Annotated in this window: 13 protein-coding genes and 1 pseudogene; 6 read left to right on the forward strand and 8 right to left on the reverse strand. The window is 70.7% G+C overall.

The features are described 5' to 3' along the window. Nucleotides 1-360: 360 nt before the first annotated feature. Nucleotides 361-1,158, reverse strand: a complete 798-nt coding sequence (locus ACIRBY_RS09635; RefSeq protein WP_403898511.1) for a GntR family transcriptional regulator — start codon at nucleotides 1,156-1,158, stop codon at nucleotides 361-363. Nucleotides 1,159-1,187: 29 nt separating this feature from the next. Here ACIRBY_RS09635 and ACIRBY_RS09640 point away from each other — a divergent pair, with 29 nt between their 5' ends. Then, the gene (locus tag ACIRBY_RS09640; RefSeq protein ID WP_403898514.1) at nucleotides 1,188-1,631 is read left to right on the forward strand and encodes an NUDIX domain-containing protein; all 444 of its coding nucleotides are present in this window, start codon (nucleotides 1,188-1,190) and stop codon (nucleotides 1,629-1,631) included. 70 nt (nucleotides 1,632-1,701) lie between these two features. Here the strand turns inward: ACIRBY_RS09640 and ACIRBY_RS09645 are convergent, their stop codons facing one another. Then, nucleotides 1,702-2,139: a GntR family transcriptional regulator gene (locus ACIRBY_RS09645; protein ID WP_403898517.1), complete on the reverse strand. Its 438-nt coding sequence runs from the start codon at nucleotides 2,137-2,139 to the stop codon at nucleotides 1,702-1,704. A 704-nt stretch (nucleotides 2,140-2,843) separates the two neighbouring features. On the opposite strand from ACIRBY_RS09645, the gene ACIRBY_RS09650 reads away from it, so the two are divergent. Then, nucleotides 2,844-3,665 carry an SLATT domain-containing protein gene (locus tag ACIRBY_RS09650; protein ID WP_403898519.1) on the forward strand — a complete coding sequence of 274 codons (822 nt, stop codon included), beginning with the start codon at nucleotides 2,844-2,846 and terminating at the stop codon, nucleotides 3,663-3,665. 239 nt (nucleotides 3,666-3,904) lie between these two features. On the opposite strand, the gene ACIRBY_RS09655 is transcribed toward ACIRBY_RS09650, so the two are convergent. Further along, entirely contained in the window at nucleotides 3,905-5,056 is a 1,152-nt protein-coding gene (locus ACIRBY_RS09655) for a DNA cytosine methyltransferase (protein WP_403898522.1), read from the reverse strand. Nucleotides 5,057-5,220: 164 nt separating this feature from the next. On the opposite strand from ACIRBY_RS09655, the gene ACIRBY_RS09660 reads away from it, so the two are divergent. Together ACIRBY_RS09660 and ACIRBY_RS09665 are read left to right on the forward strand one after the other, a co-directional pair. Beyond that, a complete protein-coding gene (locus ACIRBY_RS09660) occupies nucleotides 5,221-6,429 on the forward strand; it encodes a restriction endonuclease (protein ID WP_403898525.1) in 1,209 nt (402 codons plus the stop codon). Between the two features lie 269 nt (nucleotides 6,430-6,698). After that, nucleotides 6,699-6,785, forward strand: a pseudogene (locus ACIRBY_RS09665) (glutamine synthetase); the annotation flags it as partial. 73 nt (nucleotides 6,786-6,858) lie between these two features. Here ACIRBY_RS09665 and ACIRBY_RS09670 read toward each other — a convergent pair. Both ACIRBY_RS09670 and ACIRBY_RS09675 read right to left on the reverse strand, forming a co-directional pair. Continuing rightward, nucleotides 6,859-8,937, reverse strand: a complete 2,079-nt coding sequence (locus tag ACIRBY_RS09670; protein WP_403898528.1) for a PIG-L family deacetylase — start codon at nucleotides 8,935-8,937, stop codon at nucleotides 6,859-6,861. Between the two features lie 287 nt (nucleotides 8,938-9,224). Continuing rightward, the gene (locus ACIRBY_RS09675; RefSeq protein WP_403898531.1) at nucleotides 9,225-11,429 is read right to left on the reverse strand and encodes a PIG-L family deacetylase; all 2,205 of its coding nucleotides are present in this window, start codon (nucleotides 11,427-11,429) and stop codon (nucleotides 9,225-9,227) included. A gap of 261 nt (nucleotides 11,430-11,690) precedes the next feature. Between ACIRBY_RS09675 and ACIRBY_RS09680 the strand changes: the two genes are divergently transcribed. Next, the gene (locus ACIRBY_RS09680; RefSeq protein WP_403898534.1) at nucleotides 11,691-14,678 is read left to right on the forward strand and encodes a bifunctional [glutamine synthetase] adenylyltransferase/[glutamine synthetase]-adenylyl-L-tyrosine phosphorylase; all 2,988 of its coding nucleotides are present in this window, start codon (nucleotides 11,691-11,693) and stop codon (nucleotides 14,676-14,678) included. A gap of 78 nt (nucleotides 14,679-14,756) precedes the next feature. Here the strand turns inward: ACIRBY_RS09680 and ACIRBY_RS09685 are convergent, their stop codons facing one another. The 3 genes from ACIRBY_RS09685 to ACIRBY_RS09695 all read right to left on the reverse strand — a co-directional run bounded on the left by ACIRBY_RS09685 (nucleotide 14,757) and on the right by ACIRBY_RS09695 (nucleotide 18,694). Beyond that, complete coding sequence (locus tag ACIRBY_RS09685) at nucleotides 14,757-15,674, reverse strand: phosphatase PAP2 family protein (protein WP_403898536.1); 918 nt, start codon at nucleotides 15,672-15,674, stop codon at nucleotides 14,757-14,759. Between the two features lie 102 nt (nucleotides 15,675-15,776). After that, nucleotides 15,777-16,811 carry a LacI family DNA-binding transcriptional regulator gene (locus ACIRBY_RS09690; RefSeq protein ID WP_403898539.1) on the reverse strand — a complete coding sequence of 345 codons (1,035 nt, stop codon included), beginning with the start codon at nucleotides 16,809-16,811 and terminating at the stop codon, nucleotides 15,777-15,779. A 26-nt stretch (nucleotides 16,812-16,837) separates the two neighbouring features. Next, nucleotides 16,838-18,694 (reverse strand): glycoside hydrolase family 13 protein, encoded by a 1,857-nt coding sequence (locus ACIRBY_RS09695; protein WP_403898542.1) that lies wholly within the window; start codon nucleotides 18,692-18,694, stop codon nucleotides 16,838-16,840. A gap of 222 nt (nucleotides 18,695-18,916) precedes the next feature. On the opposite strand from ACIRBY_RS09695, the gene ACIRBY_RS09700 reads away from it, so the two are divergent. Continuing rightward, on the forward strand, nucleotides 18,917-20,191 hold the full coding sequence (locus tag ACIRBY_RS09700; protein ID WP_403898545.1) for an extracellular solute-binding protein: 1,275 nt from the start codon (nucleotides 18,917-18,919) through the stop codon (nucleotides 20,189-20,191). The last annotated feature ends 4 nt before the right edge of the window (nucleotides 20,192-20,195 follow it).

Consider the following 20,195-nt stretch of genomic DNA (forward strand, 5'->3'; position numbering starts at 1 on the left):
GTACGTACCGGTCCAGCACGAACGGGCCCAGAGTCTTAAGCGGATCACGATGACCTCCTATGGCGGCGGCTGTAGAAGCACTGCAAGGGGGACCGAGTCCCCACTCTCCGGCCGTTGCTCGCGGTCGCCGGGCCACCTCGCCAGTCGGGCCGAAGCCCTTTGCGTCCTACCTGGCCTTTAGCGGGATTGCAGCGTCCCCGCCCTCTGCACCTGGACAGCCCAAAGAAGGGCCATCCAGATCTCCTACAGTCATGCACTCCTGTGCAGGAGTTACGAGTAAGAGAGTGCTGTACTCATGTAGAGGAGTCAACTCGTCCGGCAGCAAGTCGGGCTGCGGGCTGACTTGAATGTGGTAGGTCGTCAGTCTCCGGCGGGGATCCGGTACTCCAGAACGAACTGGTCAGCGCTCATGAGGGTGTCGCAGACCTCAACCACACGACCTGTCTCGATTTGAGCGTCCCTCATGAGGTGGATGACAGGCGCCCCCGGGCTCAGACTCAGCGAACCCTGCTCCTCCTTGGTGGCGAGACGAACCCGCACGGTTTCCCGGAACTCCACCAGCAGGTCCCCGCGCTCCTCGATGCGGGCGTAGATCCCGCCCGGCCCCGGGTTCTCCTCCCTGAGGAGCGGGATGCTTTCGGCGAGGTCCCACGGGAGGTACGACGTCGCCTCCTCGGTGGGGATGCCGTCGGTGTAGTACAGGCGACGACGCGCGAGCACCTTGGCGCCAGGGTCCAGTCCAAGCCGGGCGGCGACCTCGGCCGGGGCCTCGGTCTGACCTACGAAAAGGACGCGGACGCTGGGCTTCGCCCCCGACTGCTCGGCTTCGGCCAGATAGGCGGCCTTGCCGGCCTTCCTGTGCGAGCGGCGGAAGCGGTCACTGGACTTCCGCTGCACCGGCGGGGCCTTGCGCACGAAGCTGCCGCGACCGTGATGCGTCTCAATCAGACCGCGAACCCGGAGCTCGGTCATCGCCTTGCGGACGGTCCCCTGTGCGACCGAGTAGCGCTCCATGAGCTCGGACTCACTCGGCACCTTCTCTCCGGGGCGGAGCTTGGCCTGAGGGTCCCGGAGGGCTTCCTGAATCTGCTGGCTGAGGTCGTCTGCGATCTGGAGGTAGCGCGGGCGACCTGCGTCACGTGCTGGCGATAGAGGCATACTCTGCTGATTCTCCTAGACTCATGTATATGACCAACGCTACCGCTGAGAGACCGCTGCACTCCGTCTCGGTTGCCGGAATCGTCGTCCGGGAGGACGGGCGCGTACTCGTGATCCAGCGCGCCGACAACGGCGCTTGGGAGCCGCCGGGCGGCATCCTCGAACGGGATGAGCGGCCGGAGGAGGGCGTATTGCGCGAGGTCGCCGAGGAAACGGGGATCGCCGTCGAGGTGGAGCGGCTCACTGGGGTCTACAAGAACCTCACGCTCGGGGTGATCGCCCTGGTCTTCCGATGCCGGCCGGTCGGAGGGGTGGAGCAGCTGTCCGAGGAATCGACGGCGGTCCGCTGGCTGACGCCCGACGAGGTGGAGCAGTCCATGAAGGAAGTGTTCGCCGTTCGCGTGGCGGACGCGCTGGATGGCTCGGCGCCGCACGTCCGGTCACACGACGGGGTTCGACTGCTTGCGGCCTGACGGCAGTACGTGACGGCAACGTCCGCGAACGACGGCGATCCCCCGACCCCGCCTCAGGGAGTCTCGCGGCTTAGGGGGTAGGGCTGACGAATCTCCCCGCTCCCTGCTGAGCCCTGACGTGACCGGCTGTCTCCAGTTCTCGGACCGCCCGGCGGACGGTGCCGCGGGCAGCGTCGTAGGTCGCTGCAAGCTCAGCCTCGCTGGGCAGACGGGAGCCGGCGGGGAGGGCTCCCTCCTGGATCTGGCGCAGCAGGTCGGCCATGATCCGCTCGTAAGGGGCCTGCCGGGTGCCCCCAGGGACCTGCCGTCCCACTCCTGCGACGGTGGCGACGTCCCCGGACTCCTCCAGGGTGCGCAGGGCCCGACGCACGGTCGTACGGGCCACTCCGAACTCACGTCCGATCTCGGCCTCAGACGGAAGGCCGTCGGCGTAGGCACCCTCGGCGATCCTCGCTCGCAGCGCCTCCGAGATGAGCAGGTAGGTTCCTCGCGGACTGGCCTGCGGCACGCGGCTTCATTCTCCTGGGACTCGGTGGCGACAGTTGACCTCCCCAGCTTCGCACGTCGAAAGTCGTCTACCGAGGCCCTCCTGCCCGTCTGTGGCTGCCTCGGTCAGCTGTTACAGGTTTCTCTACCTCATCAAGCACCCTGCTGCGCCCGCTCCGCCGGGCGGGCTTCCCGGCTCCGCTCCGCGCGCCGCTCCTGCCTTCGGGCCGCTCCGCGCGCGCTGCGGCGGCGCCCGCCCCTACGGCGGGATAGGCCCAAGGCATGAGTCGAGCCCATACGGGCCGCAGGATCCCACTCTTACCGACATGCCTTCGGGCGGGGGCGCAACAAGCACCAGGATGGCGGGGGCGCCGCTCGTGAGTGCCGGTCGAAGGGGGCTGAGGCGGGGGAACTCCCATCCCGTCTGCCGTCCGCCCAGGACAAGCCGAGCAGCCACGACACCGCGCCCGCTCCACATACGTGTGGGTCGACGGCAGACGGGATGGGAGTTGGGAGCGGTGCTGTTCGTCAACGGCACCACGGGAGCCGATATCCCTAGGTAGGCACAGCCGGGAATGTGACGAAAGCTGACACGCTCAGTGTCCACAGCTGGCAGACTCGCCTCGAACTTGCACCACGTCGCCTCAGAGGCGAAAGATCGAAGCAGATGAAGAGCTACGCCATCAGCGCATTGTCTGCAATCACGCCGGAGGTGGTACGCGACCCATGCCCAACTCCAGGACCAACGAGCTGATTGAATACCGCCGCGACGTCGCCGACTTGCAGCGGCGCATTAGAAATCGACGCATTCAGGTCCTTGGGCTCTACGGAACCCCTCTGATGCTCATTTCTGCACTCATTTCATGGATCGCCACAAAGAATCTGTTTTGGTTAGGCCAGGACATGCCCGGGTCCGCCAACGTGGCGTTCCTTGCAGTGTCAGCGATTCTGGCTGCTGCCACCGCACTTCAGTTCGCCGTTGAGTTCAGCAATGAATTCTGGGAGTGGGAGGACGAAGGGAAGTCGGTTTCTCAGCTCCGCCTCGACCTGGAACTTGCGGAGGAACGCCGGATCCTGGAAGCCAGGCGGCTTACTCCCTCACCCGTGGAGCGTCAAGCATCATACAAGGAGAGAACCCCTGCGGAGGTGGAACGGCTGCGGCGAGAATCCCGCCATTATCGCCGTGTACACCTTTGGATGCAATGGCTGCTCTTCTTCAGCTCGGCCGGCGTTACCGCGATCACCGCCTGGTACGACCCCCCACAGCCGGGCAAAGGGGTCCTGATCGCGCTGGGCTTCACCATTACGGTAATCACCGCCGCTAACGGATATTTCAAACCTCGCGAGCGCGCCTTCAACTTGCAGCAGACGGCGGATAACATCGAACAGCATGTCACCGCGCTTGATCTAGGAATCGCGCCTTACGTCCAGGAAGAGGCTGCGAACCTAGAGCTCTTCGCAAACAATGTAGAGAATATGCGAGTTGAGCAGAGGAAGCGGGAGCAGCAACTCGACCAACCTCACCAAGGCCAGCAAGAGGTCATCTAGCTTTCGATTCTCGACGTACGCCACACTGTCGTCGGCAACACCGCGTCACGCGCCGGATCAGGTGGGGGAGCGGCGGTTAAACGACGGGGGTCCCGAACATGTGCCCCCCCGCGCCTCCCCGACCTGGCCACTGACTGTGATTAGCTACACGATTCGAACTGCCCAGACCGCGGCCCGATCAACCCACGACTTCACCAATCAGGAGAAACGCTCCGCTTGGGCCACGCAACCCTCCAGGCTCAGGTAGCGAGCCGCTGATGGAGGACGCCGGCCACGGCACGCGCCAGCCCCACAGGTACCGCGTTGCCAATCTGTCGCGCGATCTCAATTTTCGTCCCACGCCAAAGATAATCCTCAGGGAATCCCTGGATGAGTGCGGCCTCATAGTGTGTGATGGGGCGGTGCTCCACTGGGTGAAGGTAGCGGCCCTTCTCAGGCTTATAGAATTCGGTGCGGATTGTGACAGACGGCTGCCCCAAACGCAGGCGCCCCATCACATCCCCTGAGCCATGATGATGTCTGTCCCAGTTCTCTGTACTGAGGTACATAAGCCTGCCATCGACCTCAGCCTCCTTATCGCGGAGGTTCTTCCGGTTACCTCCTGGCGGGATGGCCTGGTATCGAGCCAGAGAGAGAGCCGTGGGACTGCGCCCAATATGCAGCTCTCGTGTGGAGTACGGCCCCGCGATTTTTTCGACTTCGCGGCCCTCAGGGAGATGCGTTCCACGTATCTCAAGTGCCGCAGACTTCTCGAAGACTGGGTCGACTGGAACCCAAGGCAGGAGTGGGGGCTCCGCATCAAATAGAGGCAGACTGTCGGATCGGTCCGGATCTTTCGCGTGCGTCGGAGCGGGGAGCGCAATCGCTTTCCCAGCCGAACGATGCGTTCCGATCACAATAGCGCGTCGGCGCGCCTGCGGAACTCCGTAGTCCGCCGCATTCAGAATTCCCTCGGCCAGGGTATAGTCAGCGAGATGATTTCCCGGCCGAACAGCCTCCAGGAGTCGCTCATGCTCAATGGATCTAAAGAATCGGTCGACGTTCTCCAGGACGAAGGCCTTCGGGCGCACCTGACTCACAATCCTGGCGTACTGCTCCCAGAGGGCGTTACGCGGATCAAAATGATCCTCCTTTCCGAGGCCCGAGAAACCCTGGCAGGGCGGCCCACCCGTGATGACGTCGACGCCACCCTCGAAGTCGTACGCGTCGAACTTCTCTATGTCGAGGCACATCACATTGGCGCCCACGTGGTTGGCCTGGAAGGTAGCTGCTGCCGCAGGGGCGTATTCCACAGCCGCAACGGTAGTGAACGCGTGCTCGCGGGCGTGCCCCACAGCGGAGAACGAGCGGAACCCTTCACTGAACCCCCCGCAGCCTGCGAAGAGGTCCATCACACGCAGCGGTCGCATCAACCATCCCTCAAGATCACCCGGCGGTATCGAGGGGATCCTACGCAACAGCCCCGACTGCTAGGGCCGGTTCGCCTTCGCCAGACACCGCAGCAGGCGAGCCAGCGACCGCGGGACTGTCAGCGCAGGGTGATAGATCATGGAGCATGACCCTCCCTGTCGCTCCTGAACCCCACGTGCCCTTCGCCGACCTGCCGTCCGCTGACCTTGTGGTCGACAAGCTTTACGCAGGTGGAGCGAAGGGCAACACCGGCGACGACCCGATGTCCAAGCTGATAAAGGGTGTTGGCAACCAGGGCGGCTTCAGGTACGCCGGCTCGCCAGCCAAGGGAACAGTGCGCTTGGTCGTGCTGTACACCAGCGGCGAGGACGTGGACTGGCCTGACCACCTTGACGTGCAGACGGGCACCTTCACCTACTACGGCGACAACAAAAAGCCGGGGCAGGGGCTACATGAGACCAAGCGGTTGGGCAACGCCCTGATGCGGGACGCGTTCAAGGCGTCTCACGGGACCCCTGCGGAACGCGCTAACGTCCCGCCCTTTCTCCTCTTCGAGAAATCGGGCACCTCAGGCCGGTCAGTCAGATTCCGTGGCCTGTTGGCTCCCGGTGGGCCAACTATGACCTCTGACGAAGAGCTGGCAGCGATCTGGAGAGCGACCGGCGACAAGCGGTTCCAGAACTACCGGGCGCGCTTCACCGTGCTCGACCACAACCTGATCCCCCGCACCTGGATCCAGCAGCTGCTTGATGGAGGAGGCCCTCTGGGCGGAGACTGCCCCGCCGTGTGGCGGACGTGGGTCGAGAGCCGCGTCTACCGGCCCCTGCTGGCACCTTCCACCACTGTCATCCGCTCGAAGGCGAACCAGCTCCCTGATGACCCCGTCGGCCAGGCCATCCTGGAAGAGATCCGCGAGTACTTCCGCGGACGCGAGCACGACTTCGAGGCCTGCGCAGTTGCCATCTGGCGCCTGATCGCCCCGAGCACGGGAGCGGTAGACGTCACCCGCCCGAGCCGGGACGGTGGGCGAGACGCGGTGGGCATCTACGTGCTGGGCCCGGTGGCGAACCCCATCGCAATCGACTTCGCACTTGAAGCCAAGTGCTACGCAACAGACAGCTCGGTCGGCGTACGCGAGGTTTCCCGGTTGATCTCACGGCTCCGGCACCGCAACTTCGGCGTGCTGGTCACGACCTCGTTTTTCAACAAGCAGGTGCAGGACGAGGTTCACGAAGATGCCCATCCGATTGCACTGGTCTGCGGGCGGGACATCATCGATGTGCTGCGGCAGCACGGGCGGACAACAGTGGACTCCGTTCGGGAGTGGCTCAAGCAAAGCTTCCCTCACCCGTAGTCCATTGCTGGCCGCGGCCTATTCGTGGACTGCCGAGTGCCTTCAGCCGGTCTACTAGCCTCTGACCTGCTGGAACGCGTCAGACGCACGGGCCCTCCGGAGCCGTGTCCGGACTTCCCCCGAGGGCCCCCTGTGCGACCGGTCTGGGCCGTCTCTGGGCCGTCCGAAGGCGGCCGGGGGTCACCATGGACAACCGATGACGACCGCTTGGATGGTGGTCAGAACGGCGTTGCAGCGGGGTCTTCCTGGTGCGTCAACGGCGTCATGACTTCCTGCGCAACAAGAAGCAGGAGTGGGAGGAGTACCGGAGCGAGGTCACCGCCTTCGAACTCCGCAAGAACCTGCCGGTGCTGTAGGGCTCCGAGCCCCCGCCACGGCGACCGCGGCCCCGCCCCCGACGAGGGGGGCGGGGCCGCGGGCGTGTCGGGGTCAGGTGGTGGGGGTCGGGAGGATCGCCGGGTGCCAGGTGGGGGTGGGGCTGGTGGGGCGGGGTGTGGCGGTGTGGAGGCGGGCGTCGAGGCCGAGGGCGGCTGTGGTCGTGGTGCCCGTCGCGTCGAGGACCGCCGAAGGGGCGCCCGCGTAGAGCATGCGGGACTCCGTCCAGGCCGGGGGGCCGCCGAGGGTGCTCGTGGAGACCGTGCCCGCGTCGGCGCGGCCCGTCAGGAGGCGGCCCGCGACGCCGATCGCGCCGTAGCCCGCCCGGCCGCCGGACTCCGAGACGCTGGAGACCTGCGGGGCGCCCGGGCCGGCGGTGACCAGGGCGCTGCGGACCACTCCGGAGTCGGGGCGGCGGAAGTAGAGGCGGACGCCCGCGCCGTCGCGGGCCGCCGTGAGGGGGACCGTGGTGGCCGGGAGGCCGGTGGGGTACGGGCCGGCGAGCTGGGCGGCCGGGGCGGGCTGGGTCCAGGCCAGGACGGACTTGGTGGTGGTGGCGTAGACGTGGCGGCGGCCCGCGGAGTCCGTGAGGGTGACCGGGTCGCTCTGGAGGTCCTCGCCGCCCAGTTCCTGCCAGTCGGTGAAGGCGCCCGAGGGCTGCTGGACGCGGGCGCGCAGGGTGCGGCGCGCGTCGCGCAGGTAGACGGTCAGGCGGCCTTCGGGGTCGACGGCGGCCGCGGGGGCGCTGATGGCGGAGGTGCCGGGTTCGTCGCCGGGTTCGGGGGTGCCGAGGGACTGCCAGGCGCCGAACGCGCCGTCGGGGGCGGCCTGGACGGCGTACACCACCTCGCGCCGGTACTCGGCCGGCCGGGGCCCGAGGACCGTGCGGGTGGCGAGGACCGCGACGCGGCCGTCGGGGAGGCGGGCGGTGGTGGCGCCGGAGTCGATGCCGGTGCCGGGGAGCAGGGCGGGGCCGGTCCAGGTGCCGGAGCGGTCGCGGCTCCAGACGGCCATCCGGCCGTCGAGGGCGGCGAAGGCCCAGAGCCGGCCGGGGGTGCCCTCGGTGAGCCAGGAGGCGTTGTCGGCGCGGGCGTAGCGCAGGGACTGGGCCCAGTTGCGGCCGGTGGGGCTGCCGGCCACCTTGCGGTCGCCGCAGCCGTCGGGGGAGCCGCAGTAGTCGGCGTGGTCCTGCCAGGCGTAGGTCTTGAGGTAGCCGATCTTCGTCTCGGCGGTCTGCGGGTCCAGGGCGTGCGGCAGGGTGCCGTTGTGGTAGCCGAGGTAGTTCTGCACCGAGAACCGCGGCCGGTCGGCGACCCGTTCGGCGTACGCGGCGGTGGCGGCCTGTACGAAGCGGGCGCCGTACATGTGGTCCTGGTGGTCGGTGTACTTGCCGGTGTCCGCGTAGCGGTTCGGCGTCGGGTCCTGCATCCGTATCGTCGTGGGCCGGTACCGCTCCAGGATGCCCGATATGGACTGGACGACCTGGTCCTTGGTGTACGAGAACTGCTGCTTGACCGGGGTTCCGGTGGTGAGCTGGGCGCCCAGCGCCGGTATGTCGCCGTTCCACAGGCCGCGCAGGCTGTCCGGGTTCGCGGCGGCCGGGTTGCGGGCCTCGCGCAGCTGGAGCCAGACCAGGTTGACCTGGGGCCGGGCCACGAGGACGTCGAGCTCGGCCTGGCCGCCGCCGGCGGTGGGGATGACCGTGCGCTTCCAGGCGCTGGTGCGGTCGCCGGTGGCCATCTGGGCGTAGGCGGAGCGTATGCCGTTCTGCCGGGCCTCCGCGTAGCGGGCGCGGTCGGCGGGCTGCTCGGGGTCCTTGGCCTGGCCCCCGTTGGCCTCGTTGCGGCCGTCGGCCTCGCCGGAGGTGAGGTAGGCGGTGGTGACGGGGAGTCCGGCCAGCAGGGAGCGGCTGAGGTCGGGGTTCATGAAGAACAGGTCGTCGTCGGGGTGGGCGACGATCTGGACGACCGTGCCCGAGGTGGTGCTGGCGGGCAGGAGGGCGGAGGGGTCCCTGCCCTGGGTGGCCTCGGCCGACGTCTGCTGCCCGGAGGCGATGGAGAGCACGCCGGAGGCGCCCAGGGTGAGCATGGGCACGACGGCCGCGAGGAGGAAGCGGCGGCGGGAAACGGGCATCGGTTACGCCTTGGGGTCGTTCCGGACGGGAAGAACCGCTGTGTAGTCACTGAGAGGCGAAATCGGGCGGGTTGGTTCACCGATTCCACCGATGACGCGCGTTTTCCGAAAACGACCGGGTGTGGTGGTGCACGGTCGGCGGCCCGGTGCGCGCGTCCGCCCGGATCGTGGACGCGCGCCGTCCCCCGCGCGGGGCAAGGACGGTCCTGGTGCGGGGTGTTGGGGCTGGTGTGGCACGGATGGTGTCTGTCCACCCGGTGCGTCGCCTATGCCTGGGTAAGGGCGGGTTATGGAGCGGTGTTGCGGGGGCCCACCGGCTGCCAGGGCGCCAGGTAGGCGTCGGGCTCGTCCGCCGACGAGGTGACGTACAGCCGCGCGTCGAGGCCCACCACCGCCAGGCTGACCAGGTTCTTTCCGGTCATGGTGCTGGACGGGGCGCCCACGAACATCAGCGGCGAGCGCTGCCAGGGCTGTCCCTCGCCGACGTCCGCGCCGAGGAGTCCGCCGGCGGAGCGGCCGGCGAGGAGGTGCCCGCTCGCCGTCACGGAGCCGAAGCCCTGGAGGCCGCCGAGGTCGGTGAGGCCGGTCGCCTTCAGGCCTTCCTCGTCCGTCATCAGGGCGGTGCGGACGTTGCCGGAGCCGGGCTTGCGGAACCAGACCCGTACGCCTCCCTCGCGGCCCTCCGCGGTGAGGGGGAGGGTGGTCTCGGGCAGGCCGGTGGGGGTGGCCGGGCCCAGGGGGGCGCCGGGTCCGGGCTGGAGCCAGCCGGTCACCGACTTGGTGGTGGCGGAGAAGACCATCCGCCGCCCGGTCCCGTCGGTGGCGGTGACGGGAGTGCCGTGCAGGTCGGCGCCGCCGTGGGCCTCCCACGGGCCCCACGTGCCGTCCGGGTGCCGGACGCGGCCGCGCAGGGTGGAGGCGCCGTCGCGCACGTACACGGCGAGGGCGCCGGTCCCGTCGACGGAGACGGCGGGCGCGCTGATGTCGGAGGTCCAGTCGGCGTCGGAGGCCTCCGGGGTGCCGAGCGACTGCCAGGCGCCGAACTCCTCGGAGCCGGGGGCCTGCTGGACGGCGTAGACCACCTCGCGCCGGTAGTCGGCGGGCTTCTCGCCGAAGGAGGTGCGGGTGCCGAAGGCGGCTATCCGGCCGTCCTTCAGGGTGACGGTGGAGATGCCCTGGTCCATCCCGGTGCCGGGCAGCAGGAGGGGGCCGGTCCAGCGGCCTATGAGCCCGCTGCGGTGCCAGAGGGCGACCTGGCCGTCGAGGACCTTGAAGGCCCACAGGCCGTGCTCGGCGTCGGAGGTCAGCCAGGTGGTGCCGGTGCCGCGCGCGTAGTTGATGGACTGGGTCCAGCCGTTGCCCGAGGGGTGCTCGGCGACCTTGAGGTCCCCGCAGCCGGCCTCGCTGCCGCAGTGGTTCTCCTTGTCCAGCCAGGCGTAGGTGTCCAGGATGTCCAGCTTCTCCTTGGCCTCGCCGGGGCCGAGGGCGCGGGGCAGGGAGCCGTTGAAGTAGCCGACGTAGTTCTGGACGGTGAAGTGCGGCCGGTCCTTGAACTGCTCCGCGTAGGCGGCGGTGGCCATCTGGACGAACCGGGCGCCGTAGAAGTGGTCCTGGTGGTCGGTGTAGCGCTTGGTGTCGCGGAAGCGGCCGGGGGTCGGGTCCTGGGTGCGGATGGTGGTGGGCCGGTACCGCTCCAGGATGCCGACGATCGTCTGGACGACCTGGTCCTTGGTGTACGTGAACCCGTGCCGGACGGGGGTCCCGGAGGCGAGCACCGACTCCAGGTGGGGTACCTTCCCGTCCCACAGGCCGTGGAGGCTGTCGGGGACGTCCTGGTAGACGTTGCCCGCCTCGCGCATCTGGAGCCAGACGAGGTTGACCTGGGGCCGTGCGACGAGGACGTCGACCTCGGCGTGGCCGCCGCCCTTGGTGGGGATGACGCTGCGCTTCCAGGCGCTGCTGCGGTCGCCGGTGGCCATCTTGGCGTAGGCGGCGCGGATGCCGTTCTGCCGGGCCTCGGCGTAGGCGGGCTTGTCGGGCGGGGTCGTGGCCGCCTTGCCGGCGGAGGCGTTGATGCCGTCGGCCTCACCGGAGGTGAGGTAGACGGAGGTCACCGGGTGGCCGGCGGCTATGGAGTACCCGAGGTCCGGGTTCATGAAGTAGAGGTCGTCGTCGGGGTGGGCGACGATCTGGAGCACCCGGCCGGGGTCGGGGGAGTCCGCCGCGGTGGCGGTGGTGGCCCGGGAATCGGGCGCGGTGGGCGCGTCGAGGCCGGTGAGGGCCTCGTTGCCGCGGAGGATGAGCATGCCGCCGGCGGCGGTGGCGGCCAGGAGGGCGACGGCCTTGACGACGGCGCGGGCGCGCGGGTGTCCGACGTGGTGGTGACCGTGCCGGGTGGTCGCGGAGGCCTCGGAGGACGTCCCAGGCGCGGTGGGGCCGGGCTCGGACGCGGGCGCGGCGACGGCGGGCGAGGACGGGGGTCCGTCGGACATGGGGCTCCTCGCGGCCGGTCGGGCGGGGACCGGCGGCCCCTGACGCACAGATCTAGAGAGCTATAAGTAAGCAGATAATCCGATAATCCGCCTCATGATATCGGCCACGACACCCGGTGAGTCGAACGCCTGCTCCGGCTAGGCTCGCTCACGGACAGGACCAGACCACCGGCAGGGCCGGATCGGATCACCGGCAGCGCCGGATCGGATCACCGGCCGGGCCGGACCGGACCGGCGGCGACAGACTCGGGAGGCGGCGGGATGACAGTCCCGGGACGCAGGAGCAGTACCTTCATCCGGCTGCTGCGGAGCGGATTCACCGACCCCACCGCCGCCGCCCGGCTGCTCGACGCCGACGCGCTGGCCGCCGTCCGCACCGACCCGGTGCTCCTCGACGCCCTCGGCGCCACCGCCGACCCCGACCTCGCCCTCCTCGGACTCGTCCGCCTCGCCGAGGCGCAGACCCCCGAGGACCTGCGGCTCCTCCTCGACACCCTGGTCAGCGCCAAGCCCCTGCGCGACCGCCTCCTCGGCGTGCTCGGCGCCTCCGAGGCCCTCGCCGACCACCTCGCCCGCCACCCCCACGACTGGCAGGCCCTGGTCACCTACGAGGCCGCCGACCTGCACCCCGGCCTCGCCGAGTTCGAACAGGGCCTCGCCGACGCCCACGAGCCCGTCGCCCTGCGCGTCGCCTACCGCCGCTGCCTGCTCTCCATCGCCGCCCGCGACGTCTGCGCGACCATAGACGTCGCCCAGACCGCCGCCGAACTCGCCGACCTCGCCACCGCCACCCTCCGCGCCGCCCTGCGCATCGCCTCGGCCGCCGCCCCCCAGGACGCCGCCGCCTGCCGCCTCGCCGTCATCGCCATGGGCAAGTGCGGCGGCAACGAGCTCAACTACGTCTCCGACGTCGACGTGATCTTCGTCGGCGAGGCCGCGCCCGGCACCGACGAGGGCAAGGGCATCCAGGCCGCCACCCGCCTCGCCTCCCACCTCATGCGGATCTGCTCCGAGACCACCGTCGAGGGCAGCATCTGGCCCGTCGACGCCAACCTCCGCCCCGAGGGCCGCAACGGCCCCCTCGTCCGCACCCTCGCCTCCCACATGGCCTACTACCAGCGCTGGGCCAAGACCTGGGAGTTCCAGGCCCTCCTCAAGGCCCGCGCCGTCGCCGGCGACCCCGACCTCGGGGCCCAGTACATCGAGGCCATAACGCCGCTCGTCTGGCAGGCCGCCGAACGCGAGAACTTCGTCGCCGACGTCCAGAAGATGCGCCGCCGCGTCGTCGACAACATCCCCGCCTCCCAGATCGACCGCGAGCTCAAACTCGGCCCCGGCGGCCTGCGCGACGTCGAGTTCGCCGTCCAGCTCCTCCAGCTCGTCCACGGCCGCAGCGACACCACCCTGCGCTCCGGCACCACCCTCGACGCCCTCCACGCCCTCGCCGCCGGCGGCTACGTCGGCCGCGCCGACGCCGCCCAGCTCCACGACGCGTACCGCTTCCTGCGCGCCATGGAGCACCGCATCCAGCTCCACCGGCTCCGCCGCACCCACCTCGTCCCCGAGGACGAGGGCGACCTGCGCCGCCTCGGCCGCTCCATGGGCCTGCGCACCGAACCCGTCGCCGAGCTCAACAAGGCCTGGCGCCGGCACGCCTCCGTCGTCCGCCGCCTCCACGAGAAGCTCTTCTACCGCCCCCTCCTCGACGCCGTCGCCCAGCTCGCCCCCGGCGAGACCCGCCTCTCCCCGGCCGCGGCCGGCCAGCGCCTGGAAGCCCTCGGCTACGCCGACCCGGCCTCCGCCCTGCGCCACCTCGAAGCCCTCGCCTCCGGCGTCAGCCGCAAGGCCGCCATCCAGCGCACCCTGCTGCCCGTCCTCCTCGGCTGGTTCGCCGACTCCGCCGACCCCGACGCCGGACTCCTCAACTTCCGCAAGGTCTCCGACGCCCTCGGCAAGACCCCCTGGTACCTGCGCCTGCTGCGCGACGAGGGCGCCGCCGCCGAGAACCTCGCCCGCGTCCTGTCCGCCGGCCGCCTCGCCCCCGACCTCCTCATGCGCGCCCCCGAGGCCGTCGCCCTCCTCGGCGACCCCGAAGGCCTCCAGCCCCGTACGCACGAGGCCCTCGAACAGGAGGTGCTCGCGGCCGTCGGCCGCGCCGACAGCGGGGAAGCCGCCGTCGCCGCCGCCCGAGGGGTCCGCCGCCGCGAGCTCTTCCGCACCGCCGCCGCCGACATCATCGCCTCCTACGGCACCGAGGACAGCCCCGCCGAGACGGACTCCGGCGCCCTCGTCGACCGGGTCGGCGACGCCGTCTCCGACCTGACCGCCGCCACCATCGCCGGAGCCCTGCGCGCCGCCGTCCGCGACCACTGGGGCGAGACCCTCCCCACCCGCTTCGCCGTCATCGGCGTCGGCCGCTTCGGCGGCCACGAGCTCGGCTACGGCTCCGACGCCGACGTCCTGTTCGTCCACGACCCCCGCGAGGGCGTCGACGAACAGGAGGCCGCCAAGGCCGCCCAGACCGTCATCGCCGAGATGCGCCGGCTGCTCCAGCTCCCCACCGCCGACCCGCCGCTGCTCATCGACGCCGACCTGCGCCCCGAGGGCCGCTCCGGGCCCCTCGTGCGCACCCTGGCCTCCTACGCCGCCTACTACCGCCGCTGGTCCCTGACCTGGGAGAGCCAGGCCCTGCTGCGCGCCGAGCCCGTCGCGGGCGACGCCGACCTCGGCCGCACGTTCATCGACCTGATCGACCCGCTGCGCTACCCCGCCGAAGGCCTGGGGGAGGAGGCGGTCCGCGAGATCCGCCGGCTGAAGGCCCGCATGGAGTCCGAACGCCTGCCGCGCGGGGCCGACCCCACCCTCCACACCAAACTCGGCCGCGGCGGCCTCAGCGACGTCGAGTGGACCGTCCAGCTCCTCCAGATGCGCCACGCCTGGGCCGAACCCGGCCTGCGCACCACCCGCACCCGCGAGGCCCTGGCCGCCGCCCACGCCGCCGGCCTCATCCCGACCGAGGAGGCGCAGACCCTCGACGAGGCCTGGGTCCTGGCGACCCGCGTGCGCAACGCCGTGATGCTGGTCCGCGGCCGCGCCGGCGACACCTTCCCCACGGACGCCCGGGAACTGGCGGCCGTCGGCCGCTACCTCGGCTACCCGGAGGGCAGGATCGGCGAGATGCTCGACGACTACCGCCGCACGACCCGCCGCGCGCGCACGGTGGTGGACGAACTCTTCTACGGGGGGTGAGCCCCCGGGGATCCCGGGTCCCGGGGTCCCCCCCCCGGGACGGCGCGGCCGGGTCGCCCGTCGCCGCGCCGGAGTGGGTCAGGCGCGGCGCAGCCGGTTCAGTACGGCCGCCGTCGCCGGGTGGGGCGAGGTCTCCAGGGGGCTGCGGGGCAGGCGGTGCGGGAGGTCGCCGTACCAGGCGCGGGAGACCGCGTAGCCGAAGGCCAGGCAGAGCATGCCGCCGACCGCGTCCAGCCAGAAGTGGTTCGCCGTGGACACGATCACTACCAGCGTCGCCGCCGGGTACAGCAGGCCCAGGATGCGGGCCCAGGGGGCCGAGGCGACCGCGAAGATCGTCAGGCCGCACCAGAGCGACCACCCTATGTGCATGGACGGCATCGCCGCGTACTGGTTCGACATGTGCTTGAGGTTCCCCGAGGCCATCGAGCCCCAGGTGTGGTGCACCAGCACGGTGTCGACGAAGTGTCCCCCGTTCATCAGCCGGGGCGGCGCGAGCGGGAAGAAGAAGTAGCCGAGCAGGGCCACGCCCGTGGTGGCGAAGAGGATGAGGCGGGTGGCCGCGTACCGGCCGGGATGGAAGCGGTAGATCCACACCAGTACGCCGATGGTCACGATGAAGTGGAGCGTGGCGTAGTAGTAGTTCATGCCGACGACCAGCCACGTCACCGAGTTGACGGCGTGGTTGACGGAGTGCTCGACCGCGATGCCCAGGCCCCGCTCGATGCTCCAGATCCAGTCCGCGTTCGCGAGCGCGACGGCCTTCTGCTCGGGGACCGCGTTGCGGATCAGCGAGTACGTCCAGTAGCTGATGCCGATCAGCAGGACCTCGAACCAGATCCGCGGCCGGCGAGGGGCGCGCAGCCGGGCGAGGAGGGGCCCCTCGGGCCCCGGGCGGCTGCCGTCCTCGGCCACGGGGGATGACGAGACGTCCGTCCTGGGGGCGCCCCCGGCGGTGGCTGGGGGAGTTTCCAGTGTCTTCACGCTCGCTTCACCCATGGGGAGAGAGTCTGCCAGATACGCCCTCGCCTCCGATCATCCCTCCGGACGGTCTTCCGCGCCCGTGCTCCGCCCTGCGGAGGACACCCCGGGGAGGACCCGCTACCCTGCCGCGCGCCGCTGCCCGGGACCGGACGCCGTCGACCCGCGCACCACCAGCTCCGGCAGGAACACGAACTCGCTGTGCGGGGCCGGCGTACCGCCGATCTCCTCCAGCAGGGTGCGCACGGCGGCCTGCCCCATGGCCTGCACGGGCTGGCGGATCGTGGTCAGCGGCGGATCGGTGAACGCTATGAGGGGGGAGTCGTCGAAGCCGACCACGGACACGTCCTGCGGCACCCGCAGCCCCTGCTGGCGTGCGGCCCGGATCGCGCCGAGCGCCATCATGTCGCTGGCGCAGGCGATGGCCGTGCAGCCCCGCCCGATCAGCGCCGCGGCCGCGGCCTGACCGCCCTCCAGGGTGTACAGGGAGTGCTGGATCAGCTCCTCGACCTCGGCCTCGCCGAGCCCGAGCCGCTCCTGCATGGCGAGCCGGAAGCCCTCGATCTTGCGCAGCACGGGCACGAACCGCTTCGGACCGACCGCGAGGCCGATCCGGGTGTGCCCGAGCGCCGTCAGGTGCGTCACCGCGAGCTGCATGGCGGCCCGGTCGTCGGGGGAGACGAAGGGGGCCTGCACCTTGTCGGAGAAGCCGTTGATCAGGACGAACGGGACGCCCTGGCCGCGCAGCTGGTCGTAGCGGCCCGTGTCGGCGGTGGTGTCGGCGTGCAGTCCGGAGACGAAGATGATCCCGGAGACCCCCCGGTCCACCAGCATCTCGGTCAGCTCGTCCTCGGTGGACCCGCCGGGCGTCTGCGTCGCCAGCACCGGGGTGTACCCCTGCCGGGTCAGCGCCTGGCCGATGACCTGCGCGAGCGCCGGGAAGATGGGGTTGTCCAGCTCGGGGGTTATCAGGCCGACCAGGCCGGCACTGCGCTGCCGCAGCCGTACGGGCCGCTCGTAGCCGAGCACGTCGAGCGCGGCCAGCACGGACTCGCGGGTGCCTGCGGCCACACCGGGCTTGCCGTTGAGCACGCGGCTGACTGTGGCTTCGCTGACCCCCGCCTGGGCTGCGATGTCGGCAAGCCGTGCGGTCACGGGATTGGACTGTACCGGTAGCGGGCTCACGAAGCCCACCAGGTGCAGGAATCGGGGGGAAGACGGACCGTGCGGCCGTCGGTCTCCACGGGGGCGCTGGAGAGGACGGGACGGCCCGGGGAGGGCATGTCCACGGCGGAGGGGCGGGTGTTGAGGGTGCACGAGAAGCCGGGCCGGGTGAACAGGAGCACCCCCTCGGGGGCCGGGCGCCACCGCATGCCCCGGGCGAGGACCGCGGGTCCCGCCCCGGTGCCGGGCCACTCCTCGGCGGGGCCGCCCTGCCCGGCCTCGACCGCGCCCAGGCCCGGCAGGGCGCGGCGCAGCTCCAGGGCGGCGCGGTAGAGCTCCAGGGTGGAGTGCGGGTCGCCGGTCTGCGCGGCGACGCTGAGCCCGCCCCAGCCGTCGGGCTGCGGCAGCCAGCTTTGGCCGGGGCCGAACCCGTACGGGGCCTCGTGGCCGGACCAGGGGAGCGGGACGCGGCACCCGTCCCGCAGCCCGTCCTGCCCCTCCGCCCCGGTCCCGGCCCCGTCCTGCGCCTGTGCCTGGGCCCCGGCCCCGTCCTGCGCCTGTGCCCGGGCCGGAGTCCGGGCCTGCGTCCCGGCCCCGCCCTGTGCCTGGGCCCCGGTCCCCGCCGGGCCGGCGCCGCGGCCGTCCCCCGCCGGGCCGCCGCCCCCCGCGGGGGGCCTGCGTCGGAAGGCGGGGTCGCGGCGGGCCTGCGCCGGGAGGTCGGTGACCTCCGGCAGGCCGAGCTCCTCGCCCTGGTAGACGTACGCGGACCCCGGCAGCGCCAGCATCAGCAGCGCCGCCGCCCGCGCCCGGGCCAGCCCCTGCGCCCCGCCCCCGTACCGGGTCACATGGCGTACGACGTCGTGGTTGGACAGCACCCACGTCGTCGGCGCCCCCACCGCCGAGGTCGCGGCCAGGGACTCGTCGATCACCGTCCGCATCGCCGCCGGGTCCCAGGGGCAGTTCAGGAAGCGGAAGTTGAAGGCCTGGTGCAGCTCGTCGGGCCGCACGTACAGCGCCAGCCGCTCCGAGGTCGGCGCCCAGGCCTCGGCGACCCCGATGCGCCCGTCCCCGTACGAGTCGAGCAGGCGGCGCCAGGAGCGGTGGATGGCGTGCACCCCGTCCTGGTCGAAGAAGGGGAGGGGCTCGGTGCCGATCAGCGTGGCCTGCGCGCCGCGGCCGATGTCCGGCAGGCCCGGGGCCTTGACCATGCCGTGGGCCACGTCCACGCGGAAGCCGTCCACCCCGAGGTCCAGCCAGAACCGCAGCACCGAGGCGAACTCCTCCGCCACCTCCGGGTGCTCCCAGTCGAGGTCGGGCTGCTCAGGGGCGAACAGGTGGAGGTACCAGTCGCCGTCCGCGACCCGGGTCCAGGCCGGACCGCCGAAGACGGATTCCCAGTCGTTCGGCGGCAGCGAGCCGTCGACCCCGCGCCCCGGGCGGAAGAGGTAGCGCTCCCGGGCGCCGGGCACGTCGGCGAGGGCCTCCCGGAACCAGGGGTGCCGCTCGGAGGTGTGGTTCGGGACCACGTCCACGATCACCCGCAGCCCGAGCGCGTGGGCGGCCCGGACGAGGTCGTCGGCGTCGGCGAGGTCACCGAAGAGCGGGTCGACGGCCCGGTAGTCGGCGACGTCGTAGCCCCCGTCCGCCTGCGGGGACACGTAGAAGGGGGTCAGCCAGACCGCGTCCACCCCCAGCCGGGCCAGGTGCGGCAGCCGCTCGCGCACCCCGCGCAGGTCCCCGATGCCGTCGCCGTCGCTGTCGGCGAAGGAGCGGACGTACACCTGGTAGATGACGGCATCGCGCCACCAGCCGCCGTTCGGGGACGGGTCGCTGGAAGCTCTTGCAAGCGGGAGGGCCGTCAACTCGTGGTTCATACCGCAGTCAACGCGCGTACACGCCCCGTGGTTGCGGGCCGGGGGAATCGAAGCGGCCTCGAACTAACAGCAAGCTGCGGCAACCGTAGGGACACACGGATGTAACGATCCCCTCCGCTTGCAGAAAATTGCCGCAAGGTCTTTCCGTCGGCTTTCAGTCTTGTTACGTTCCCTGCAACTCGGGACCGCGAGGGCGCGGCCGGGATCATCGAAGGAGTTCATATGCGGCGTGGCATAGCGGCCACCGCGCTGGTCGCGACCCTGGCGCTCGCGGCGACGGCTTGCGGCGGTGACACCAAGGGCGACGGTGGCGAGACGAAGGCCGGCGGCGAGCTGTCCGGCACCGTCACCTGGTGGGACACCTCGAACGACGCCGAGAAGGCGAGCTTCCAGAAGATCGCCGAGGCCTTCACCGCGAAGCACCCGAAGGTGACCGTCAAGTACGTCAACGTGCCCTACGGCGACGCCCAGAACAAGGTCAAGAACGCCTTCAGCAGCGGTGCCGACGCCCCCGACGTGATCCGCGCCGACGTCGGCTGGGTCGCCGACTTCGCCTCCCTCGGCTACCTCGACGAGGTCCCGGCCGACCAGGCCAAGAAGATCGACGCCGAGTTCCTGCCGCAGGCCGCCGCCAGCGGCAAGTTCGAGGGCAAGACCTTCGCCGTCCCGCAGGTCATCGACACCCTCGGCCTCTTCTACAACAAGAAGATGCTCGCCGACGCCGGCGTCCAGCCCCCCAAGACCCTGGAGGAGCTGAAGACCGCCGCCGCCGCGATCAAGGCCAAGAGCGGCAAGACCGGCCTCTACCTGCGCGGCGACGACTCCTACTGGTTCCTGCCGTTCATCTACGGCGAGGGCGGCGACCTCGTCGACGCCAAGACCAAGACGGTCACCGTCGACAACGCGGCCGGCGTCAAGGGCTTCAAGGCCGCCCGCGACCTGGTCACCTCCGGCGCGGCGGTCACCAACGCCACCGACGGCTGGACCAACATGCAGACCGCCTTCAAGTCCGGGGAGGTCGCGATGATGATCAACGGCCCCTGGGCGGTGGCCGACAGCTACGCCGGCGACCAGTTCAAGGACAAGTCCAACCTCGGCGTCGCCCCGGTCCCGGCCGGCTCCGCCAAGGCCGGCGCCCCGCAGGGCGGCCACGACCTCGCCGTGTACGCGGGCTCCAAGAACACCGCCGCCGCGCACGCCTTCGTCGAGTACATGACCTCCCAGGAGGTCCAGGTGCAGTCCGCCAAGGAGCTGAGCCTGCTCCCGACGCGCACCGCCGCCTACGAGCAGCCGGACGTCAAGAGCAGCGAGATGGTCCAGTTCTTCAAGCCGGCCGTCGACAAGGCCGTCGAGCGTGCCTGGATCCCGGAGAACGGCTCCCTCTTCGAGCCGCTGAAGGTCGAGTACACCAAGGCCGTCACCGGTGCGTCGAGCCCCGAGGACGCGGCCAAGGCGGCCGGCGTCGAGTTCCGCAAGATCCTCAAGGGCTGGAAGTAGTACG

This window comes from Streptomyces sp. NPDC096136, from assembly GCF_044763325.1.
Classification (GTDB): domain Bacteria; phylum Actinomycetota; class Actinomycetes; order Streptomycetales; family Streptomycetaceae; genus Streptomyces.